The organism is Chitinophaga sp. (genome assembly GCF_035538455.1).
Lineage (GTDB): Bacteria > Bacteroidota > Bacteroidia > Chitinophagales > Chitinophagaceae > Chitinophaga.
Genome location: NZ_DATLKJ010000107.1, coordinates 1 through 8357, shown reverse-complemented (window position 1 = coordinate 8357; position 8357 = coordinate 1). Strand labels below are relative to the sequence as shown.

General features: G+C 44.9%; 13 protein-coding genes. 5 read left to right on the top strand and 8 right to left on the bottom strand.

Annotation, left to right across the window (positions count from 1 at the left end; translation table 11 throughout):
* Positions 1–90: 90 nt before the first annotated feature.
* Positions 91–1203: a DUF4855 domain-containing protein gene (locus tag VM802_RS13315; protein ID WP_325531212.1), complete on the bottom strand. Its 1113-nt coding sequence runs from the start codon at positions 1201–1203 to the stop codon at positions 91–93.
* Positions 1204–1652: 449 nt separating this feature from the next.
* Here VM802_RS13315 and VM802_RS13310 point away from each other — a divergent pair, with 449 nt between their 5' ends.
* Positions 1653–2882, top strand: coding sequence for an ROK family transcriptional regulator (locus VM802_RS13310; protein ID WP_325531210.1), 1230 nt, complete (start codon positions 1653–1655; stop codon positions 2880–2882).
* Here VM802_RS13310 and VM802_RS13305 read toward each other — a convergent pair.
* Positions 2879–3295: an LIC_13387 family protein gene (locus VM802_RS13305; protein ID WP_325531208.1), complete on the bottom strand. Its 417-nt coding sequence runs from the start codon at positions 3293–3295 to the stop codon at positions 2879–2881. The genes VM802_RS13310 and VM802_RS13305 overlap by 4 nt on opposite strands.
* A 67-nt stretch (positions 3296–3362) precedes the next feature.
* Positions 3363–4061: a Crp/Fnr family transcriptional regulator gene (locus tag VM802_RS13300; RefSeq protein ID WP_325531206.1), complete on the bottom strand. Its 699-nt coding sequence runs from the start codon at positions 4059–4061 to the stop codon at positions 3363–3365.
* A gap of 5 nt (positions 4062–4066) precedes the next feature.
* Between VM802_RS13300 and VM802_RS13295 the strand changes: the two genes are divergently transcribed.
* The 3 genes from VM802_RS13295 (at position 4067) to VM802_RS13285 (ending at position 5266) form a co-directional block, all read left to right on the top strand.
* Positions 4067–4525: a YybH family protein gene (locus VM802_RS13295; RefSeq protein ID WP_325531204.1), complete on the top strand. Its 459-nt coding sequence runs from the start codon at positions 4067–4069 to the stop codon at positions 4523–4525.
* A 10-nt stretch (positions 4526–4535) separates the two neighbouring features.
* On the top strand, positions 4536–4679 hold the full coding sequence (locus VM802_RS13290) for a hypothetical protein (RefSeq protein ID WP_325531202.1): 144 nt from the start codon (positions 4536–4538) through the stop codon (positions 4677–4679).
* 161 nt (positions 4680–4840) lie between these two features.
* A complete protein-coding gene (locus VM802_RS13285) occupies positions 4841–5266 on the top strand; it encodes an SRPBCC family protein (RefSeq protein WP_325531200.1) in 426 nt (141 codons plus the stop codon).
* 74 nt (positions 5267–5340) lie between these two features.
* Here VM802_RS13285 and VM802_RS13280 read toward each other — a convergent pair whose 3' ends face one another.
* The 5 genes from VM802_RS13280 to VM802_RS13260 form a co-directional block, all read right to left on the bottom strand.
* Positions 5341–5718, bottom strand: a complete 378-nt coding sequence (locus tag VM802_RS13280; RefSeq protein ID WP_325531198.1) for a VOC family protein — start codon at positions 5716–5718, stop codon at positions 5341–5343.
* 79 nt (positions 5719–5797) lie between these two features.
* Positions 5798–6592 carry a DUF6597 domain-containing transcriptional factor gene (locus VM802_RS13275; RefSeq protein WP_325531196.1) on the bottom strand — a complete coding sequence of 265 codons (795 nt, stop codon included), beginning with the start codon at positions 6590–6592 and terminating at the stop codon, positions 5798–5800.
* Between the two features lie 31 nt (positions 6593–6623).
* Positions 6624–6953 carry a nuclear transport factor 2-like protein gene (locus tag VM802_RS13270; protein ID WP_325531194.1) on the bottom strand — a complete coding sequence of 110 codons (330 nt, stop codon included), beginning with the start codon at positions 6951–6953 and terminating at the stop codon, positions 6624–6626.
* Between the two features lie 4 nt (positions 6954–6957).
* Positions 6958–7305 carry a DoxX family protein gene (locus VM802_RS13265; RefSeq protein WP_325531192.1) on the bottom strand — a complete coding sequence of 116 codons (348 nt, stop codon included), beginning with the start codon at positions 7303–7305 and terminating at the stop codon, positions 6958–6960.
* A gap of 55 nt (positions 7306–7360) precedes the next feature.
* Positions 7361–7759 carry a helix-turn-helix domain-containing protein gene (locus VM802_RS13260; protein WP_325531190.1) on the bottom strand — a complete coding sequence of 133 codons (399 nt, stop codon included), beginning with the start codon at positions 7757–7759 and terminating at the stop codon, positions 7361–7363.
* A gap of 144 nt (positions 7760–7903) precedes the next feature.
* On the opposite strand from VM802_RS13260, the gene VM802_RS13255 reads away from it, so the two are divergent.
* Positions 7904–8357, top strand: a 454-nt coding sequence (locus VM802_RS13255) for a response regulator transcription factor (protein WP_325531188.1), incomplete at its 3' end; no start/stop codon positions are given.

The following is an 8357-nucleotide window of genomic DNA, read 5'->3' as shown; positions in this document are numbered from 1 at the left end:
AATGCAGCGGAGATCAACATTTGTTTAAAAACATTTTCGGTCTCCGCTGCATTTTAAATAACTACATAGCTATATAACCACATAAACAAATTAATACTGTCTCTTCACTACAATATCCGCCAGCCTGTTAAATAATCTCTTCACAGCGGTGTCATTACTGTTATACATATCCAGCCATCCGTGACCACCTTCGTAATAGGCTACCGGTATGCCGTTCCAGATACCTTGTTTTTGAAACTCATCAATGTAGGCGGTGTAGCGGCTCCTATAAGCAGTGTCGGTAACTACGCGTGTATCAAATTCCATTTCCAGGGCCATCTTATGTTGCTGCGCAAAGCTGATAGCGCCGGTGAGAATGCTATAAGGTGTTTGCGTGTCAAAGAAATAATTAGGTTGCTGATAAGCAACATCAAAACCCATTGCTTTCCAGTTATCAGCACCGGCAGCGCCATAGTAAGGTATCCAGTAAAATTTAAGGTTCCTGTTGTGAATGTCTGCCGCAACATCCGGTAATATTTCTACGGCGCCGGTATTCTGCTCTGCCACCCAGTAAAAACCCGCCAGCTCCAGGTGCTTGAGGCCAGCGGCCTGCCACTTCTGTTCGGCCAGGTCCATGTACCATTTGCAGGCAGCGATCCTGTCGGCAGCTACCTGAAAGTTAAGTGTGCGGCCATTCAGCTCGCCCCAGTCAGTGAGCTTGCGGATAGGCTCCGGTAAGGTAAGGATCACCTTTCGTTTACGCTTCGGCGTTATATTCAGCCGGATGAGGCTATCCAATACGCCATCCAGCGCATCGATAGCTTTGCCTTTCTCAAAGTTGCGGTCCAGGAGCCAGGCCCACTCAGCTTTTCCCGCTGGCAACGGCTCGTAGCCTTCTGCATATTCGTGGCCCAGGTTGTCTTTGAATTCAATAAACAAAAAACCGTCAAAGAGGTATTGCACGCCTGCCGCCGTACTGCGATAGATATACGGCGCCAGCTGGTCCTTATACCAGGGCAGACGATGCGTACCTCCCTGGTAGATCAGTGCCATGTCCGACATATAACTGAGCGGTGATACCGGCTTCCTGGCTGCCGTCATGCTGGTTGAAGCATTCACCGGCTCAATAGTCTTTTTGACATCCGGGCTGCAACTGATAATTGCATGTAATAGGATACCGGTAGAGAAGGCCATTGCAAGGCCATAACAGGTGAGTTTCTGCATAGTATTACTTTTTGAGAGAAAATAACAGTCGATGATATTTTCGTTGACGATGAAAACTATCGGGCGAATTAACATTTGGCTGACTACATCAATACATAGGTCTTCAACGGTCGCATGATCCGGCGCATTTCAGCACAGTCATTGAATTACAAACACAACGTATATCCGGGGAGGCATCTCTTTCATTACAGGAAACACTGGTAGCTGGGATAACCCTTCCCCGGATACTTTTTCATATAGTGGAATTCTAACGGCTTCATTGTTCGTTATTACAAACTCACTCTTCATCTAAATTTAAAAATATTTATATCCAAAACAAACTTATTTAATAAATTTTTTTTCTAATTACCCATGTAACTATATAAATGATTAATAAAAGATAATCATTCATAGCCCGATTCAGTAAAAAAAATTATATTGGATGCTGCATTTACCAGCATCGATTAACAATGGCGAGAAATAATTCGTTTTTAAGTGACCTTCACAATGAAGAAATATCCGGCGTTGCATTTAAGAACCTGCAACTGAAAAAAAGCATGCTGTCCTGGTTTGCCAACCAGGGCAATACCACCATCACAGACCTCAGCAAGATACTCAATGTAGGCGCACCCAAAATAGCGGAACTGATCAACGAGCTGACGGAAGCCGGTCTGGTAAAAGACTATGGTAAAACAGAATCCGCCGTAGGACGCCGCCCAAACCTGTATGGGCTCAAATCAGATTCCCTTTTCTTCCTGGGCGTGGAAGTAAAAAACGATCATATCAATATCGGATTGCTCAATTTCCAGAAGCAGCTGGTCAGGTTCCAGGAAAATATACCCTATGATCTTAACAACACAGAAGCCGCTCTGGATAATCTTTGTAAGCTGATTAACAAATTTATTAAAGAGCAGAAAGGCATCTCGAAGAAAATTTTCAGCATCTGTATCAATCTCCCAGGCCGCATCAACTATAAAACGGGTTACAGCTACAGCTATTTCTATTTTAATGAAGAACCGCTTACTCGCATCATTGAAAACAAACTGGGCTTAAAAACATATATAGAAAACGATTCCCGCTCTATGGCTTATGGTGAGTTCTGCAGCGGCCTCGTAAAAGATGAAAAAGACGTGATCTTTATTAATGTCGACTATGGTATCGCCCTTGGCGTTATGATAAATGGCGAACTATATTATGGTAAATCAGGTTTCTCCGGAGAATTCGGGCATATTCCCTTCTTCAATAACGAGATCATCTGCCATTGTGGAAAAAAAGGATGCCTGGAAACCGAAACCTCCGGTCAGGCACTCACCCGCGAGTTCAAACGTCGCCTTAGCAACGGCGCAACTTCCATCCTCACGAAAACCATTCACAACGCCCACAACATCCGCATGGAAGACATCATTGAAGCCGCCAACAACGACGATACCCTCGCTATTGAACTTATCGCAGAAATAGGTGAAAAACTAGGTAAAGGCATCGCTATCCTCATTAATCTGTATAATCCGGAACTGATCATACTCGGTGGCGCACTCGCTTCTACCGGCGAATGTATCTTTCTCCCACTCCGCAGCGCCATCAACAAATACTCGCTCAGCCTCGTCAACAACGATACGCAATACAAACTATCCGGACTTGGCAACAAAGCAGGCGTTATCGGCGCATCGCTACTGGCGAGAAACAAACTGTTCAACATCTAATTAATCTGCAGCAGAATATAGGATGTAATAAAGCAGAGACACGCAATAGTAAGTAGCCCAAGCACTACTTTAAACCAAAACCTCGCGGCTACCCATACATAAAAGGTAACAGTTGCAATGGTAAACAGCAACAGAAAATGACTATTGTTTAAAAAGTCAAAATGCTTCAGCGCCAGGTAATAATTCACAATACCGATGAAAAGCGCGCCACTGCTATGCGTAGCATTAAAACCTATCCATGATTTCCACATCGTGAGCTGCTCTGTCATCACCAACGGCGTTTCCTCCATGTCCTTAATCAGTTGCTCCTTGCGCGGGTACAGTTTGTTAGTAAATAAGGTGGCGCGAAGATGTAATAGTCCCATCAGGCTGATGATTACAGCGCCTGTTTCCCAGAGGTATTTTGCCGGCATAAGTCAGGTGAGTTTATATGTTCCCTGCAAAATTAGCTGCCAAATGCTATCGGCAAACGAACCTGGGTTAAGAAATGCGCTTTCTGATCCGGCTTAATGCCTGCGGCGTTACACCGATATAAGAGGCCAGGTGCTTTAAAGGCACATACTTAAAGAGATGCGGTGCTTTACCGATCAGATCTAGATATCGCTCTTCGGCTGACTTAATAAGAAATGAAAGCTCCCTCTCCGATTTTATCATCAGCATCTGTTCTGTTGCCAACCGGCCTATTCTTTCCGCTACCTTCAACTGATCGAAGGCCCTTTGCATATCATTGTAATGGATCCGCCACACATGAGTTTCGGTAAGGGTTTCACCATAATACCGGGAAGGATTACGTGTGTAGAAAGAACTGTAAACGCACATGAACCAGCCCTCAAAGCCAAAACCACAGGTTACTTCATTGCCACCGGCATCTTCAACATAAAAACGTACAAGCCCCCTGTCCACAAAAGTCACATAGTTCTCAATTTCCCCGGCTTTCAGATAAAAGGCGCCTGCCGGATACACTTTATATTCAAAGCGGGATGAAAAGATGCGCCAGTCTTCATCAGTGATATTCACCTGTTGGCGCAGGAACTGGTGCAGCTGATGCATCTGCTCCTGTTGTTGTGCTTCATTCGCTGTTACCATGATATAGCCGCTGTTCTTTTGCCCGAAGTTACCCGTTTGTTCCCTTTTATACAATTCCACGCCATAATGATGTGCTTCCTTTGCATAAAACATCCGATATGAAAATATTACACACTATTACGCTATTAGTCTTGCTTATGCTTATATACAGCTGCAACACCTCCACTAACGGCAATCTGGAAGAAGCCAGGGCCGCCATTGAAAAAAGCAACAACATTTACTTCCAGTCCTTCGCAAAAGGCGATTCTTCTATCTTCATAGATCGTTATGCGGAAGATTGTTGCATCATGGCGCCGGGTATGCCTGCCATATGCGGCGCCGATGCACCGGCAGCTTTTTTCCGGAAGGCTTATCACGAGATCAGACTGCGGAACGGCCGGTTCATCATTACCCGGATCTATGGAGACGGGAAAGAATATGTTACGGAAGAAGGTTTATGGGAATCTTATGATGAACACAACAAACTGTTCGATAACGGCAAATACCTGGTACTATGGAAAAAGACAGCCAAAGGATGGAAGATGTACCGCGACTCCTTCAGTAGCAACAGGCAATAAAAACTAGCCTATGTACTCCGGGAAGCTAGGAAAGGCGATTGTAAAGCGCGTACGTACAGCTGAAGACATAGCAGCGACCTATCTTTACCTGATGCGGCAACCCTTCAGCACTGGCCAGGTCATCGTTGCGGATGGCGGAGCGGTGCTCGTATAAAGAAAAACCGCAAAACGCCTCCGATATGTCGTTATTCCCCCCTGTCTGAACAGTTATTCCGAAGTATGTTTGCATTGTCAACACAGCAGAACACTGATGCGTCTGATAAGGACTTAAAAAAATATGTTTAACTTATTATTATCACTGATAAATATCAAAAAATGACAACTGCAAACAAAACCACGATCACCGTAGAAACTACAGTTCAGGCTCCTGTTGAAAAAGTATGGAAATACTGGACACAACCCGAACACATCACACAGTGGTGCCAGGCATCAGACGATTGGCATGCACCTGCAGCCACCAACGACCTGCGCACAGGCGGTGCATTCAGTACCACCATGGCCGCAAAAGATGGCAGCTTCAGCTTCGATTTCGGCGGAGTCTATACACAGGTAGATGAACATAAAGTGATCGCATATACGATGGGAGATGAAAGAAAAGTGCTGATCACTTTCTCAGGTGATGGTAATACCACCAAAGTAACAGAAACATTTGATCCGGAAGACACAAATCCCGCCGATATGCAGAAATCAGGCTGGCAGGCTATCCTGGACAATTTCAAAAAATACACGGAAAACAATTAAGAGAAATAGCTGTTAGCCTTTAGCTTTAGCCAGCAACATCATCGCTGAAAACTAATAGCTAACAGCTAATTTCTTTACAAGATCCCCGTCATCCACCACACATTACCAAATGGATCCTTTACGCCGCAAGCGCGTCCGTAGTGCTGGTCAGCTGGCTCCATCACTGAAGTGGCGCCGCTGTCAAGCGCCAGCTGATATTTTTTATCTACATCCTCTACATAGATAAACAGATTAGCTGTTTGAGACGTCCATTGCTGCGTGGCATCCGCAAACATAATAGTACAACCACCGATGTTGATCTCTGCATGCATAATGGTGGTATCCCCTTCACGCGGAGCGCTGTAGGTCAACTCTGCATTGAAAATCTTTTTCGCAAAATCAATGAAAGCGGCGGCGCCTTTGTCAATAATAAGGTAGGGCATTACTACCTGGTGACCTTTTGGAATTTCCATCTGTATAAAAGTTACGGGTGAAATAATGACCCAAAATTATTCCGGCTCGTCTGCATAAAATTGGAAAAAACCGACATTCTTAGTCGCGCCACTTCGTAGCATCAGAGTCTCCTGAAAAGTAGTGCCTGGGGTGATTTCCCGAGAACTCCCGGAATTCATGTATAAAATGCGACTGGTCATAATACCCGCACTCCAACGCTATTTCAGTAAGCGATTTTTCCTTATTACCATACTGCGCCATGGTCGACTGAAAGCGTACAATACGTGAAAACAATTTGGGGCTGAAGCCGGAGAACTGGCGGAACTTCCGCTCAAACTGGCGCTCAGACAAGAAATGATCGCTGGCCAGTTGCTTAATGGTTACCAGGCCCTTGCTGTGAATAATGGACTGTATACATTGAAAAACCGGCGGTTCCGCTTTATAGTGCTTTGCCAGCCGTTGCAGGATAAACGACTCCATGATCTTCACGCGTTGCGCTGTACTCCGGGCGTTCCATATCTTCTCTTCCAGCTCGCTGCCTGCGGCCTGCAATAACAGTTGCAGGTCCGTCATCTGGTTGGTAAGCTCAGGCGCAGGTATATTGAACAACAACGGAATAGCATGCGGGTAGAGGTAAGTGCCGAAAATACCAAAGCTGTCATCGATATGAAAACGCCGTGTGAAATTAGTCTGACCATGAATACCGGCAGTAAAGGAAGGCGTGATGTCTCCGTTGTGCAGCAACTCATCGAAACGGCCGTTGTAATGAAATACCATTTCGGGACATACATCAGCCATCGAGTAGTGAGTGTAAGGCTCATTGCTCTCAAGTACCCAGAAGAAACGTACAATATCCTTCAGAGCCGGTGGTGATGGAATGGTATAGTATTTCATCACCTTAAAGATACAGATTCGCTGTGGATCTTCAATAATTTGCCTGACCGATGTCAAGCCGGTTTATCTTTCCGCCGCTGTCAATGTGAAATTTAAAATAGGTTTTGAAATCCCCCCACTGATCGGAATGAAAGCGGCCATAAAGATCCTGACCATTGTTCTCTACTTTGTCGATGCTCGTGAAACGCTCATGCCCGACAGCGTCGCGGCTGAATGACCGGAGGTCACGTTTGTTGCCATCATCATATAATTCAGCATTGTCAGTGAACAAAGCTGACCAGGCGGCGTTATCCCCCTGCTGTAATGCATCGATGGCAGCCTTTACAACCGGGTGCGTAATAATGGAAGTATTAACTGACATACTTTTATCTGGTTAATGGGTGTTGAAGATAGATGATCAGCCATGACAACAGGAAGAAAGGTAGCTCAATAGCAACACCTTTCAGATCCTGATCTTTCAGATGCAAAGCAATGATAAACAAGATACCCGCCGCTGTAATAAAGTTCCCCCACAGGAATGTTTTCGGGAACAGCACCAGTACAGCGCCCAATATGGTAAAGACCCCCAGTACGGCCGTGCCGGTCTTCCCGATATTCCACTTCCCAAACATTTCCAGCATCTGTGGCTTGCCGTACAACATGGCCCAACCTTGTTTGATGCCCATATACAATGCAAAAAGAATAAGAACAGTACTGAGAATTCTGATCAGCATAAATAGATATTAAGAGTTCAGCTAATGCCGGCAGGCTAAAACTAACGCCTACACATTATTTCGTCATGGTGAACTTTTCAGAAATCTCTTCAACAGGCATCTTTCTGAAATCACCAGGAGTAAGTCCTGTCATTTTTCTGAAAAACTTACTGAAATTGGATGGATCGTATGTCAGTGTTCTCGCAATCTCTGATACAGACAGATTCGTACCTTTCAGCAGCTGCTTTGCTTTCTCAATGATCTTTTTATCAAAAAAGTAGCAGGGATGATGACCGGTTACCAGCTTCACCGTATTACTCAGATGCCCCGGATCAAGAAATAACTGTGTCGCAATTTCGTTGATGTGCAACATATCCGCCTCCCTTCCTTCCACCAGGTTGGCGAGATGCTGATCAAGAAATTTCAGGTAATTTTCTGTGATCTCTTCATTTCTGCCCGATATAGCCTTAGGCATAACAACAGATTTTTACTACGTAAGGAATCATAACAGTACCATATGAAGATACAAATTTTCTTTCTTCCTCCATCACATTAAAATCTTCTAATACTGCGCTATCAATAGGTGAATGAAATAATTTTGCGATTCACCGGATAGCAGATGATAAATATTCTATTGATAGAAGACGAACCTAAAGTAGCAGCATTCATTAAAAAAGGATTAGAAGCCCACCGCTACAATGTTACTGTGGCATACGACGGTGCAACGGGCCGTAGCATTGCGCTGCAACAGGATTTCGACCTTATTGTACTGGATGTCGTATTACCTCATTACAGCGGGTTGGATGTATGCAGGCATATACGCCATGTCAAACGCGATCTGCCCATACTGATGCTCACTGCACTCGGCACACTGAACGACAAAGTACAGGGATTTGAAAACGGCGCCGATGATTACCTGACCAAACCCTTCCACTTCGAAGAATTGCTGGCACGCATCAAAGCTCTGTCCCGGCGCAATTCTATGGTAATGCCCACTGCCGTCTATAAAGTGGACGACCTGGAACTGGACTGTTATCGCCGTGCTGTAACCCGCAATGGAAAAGATATTTCAC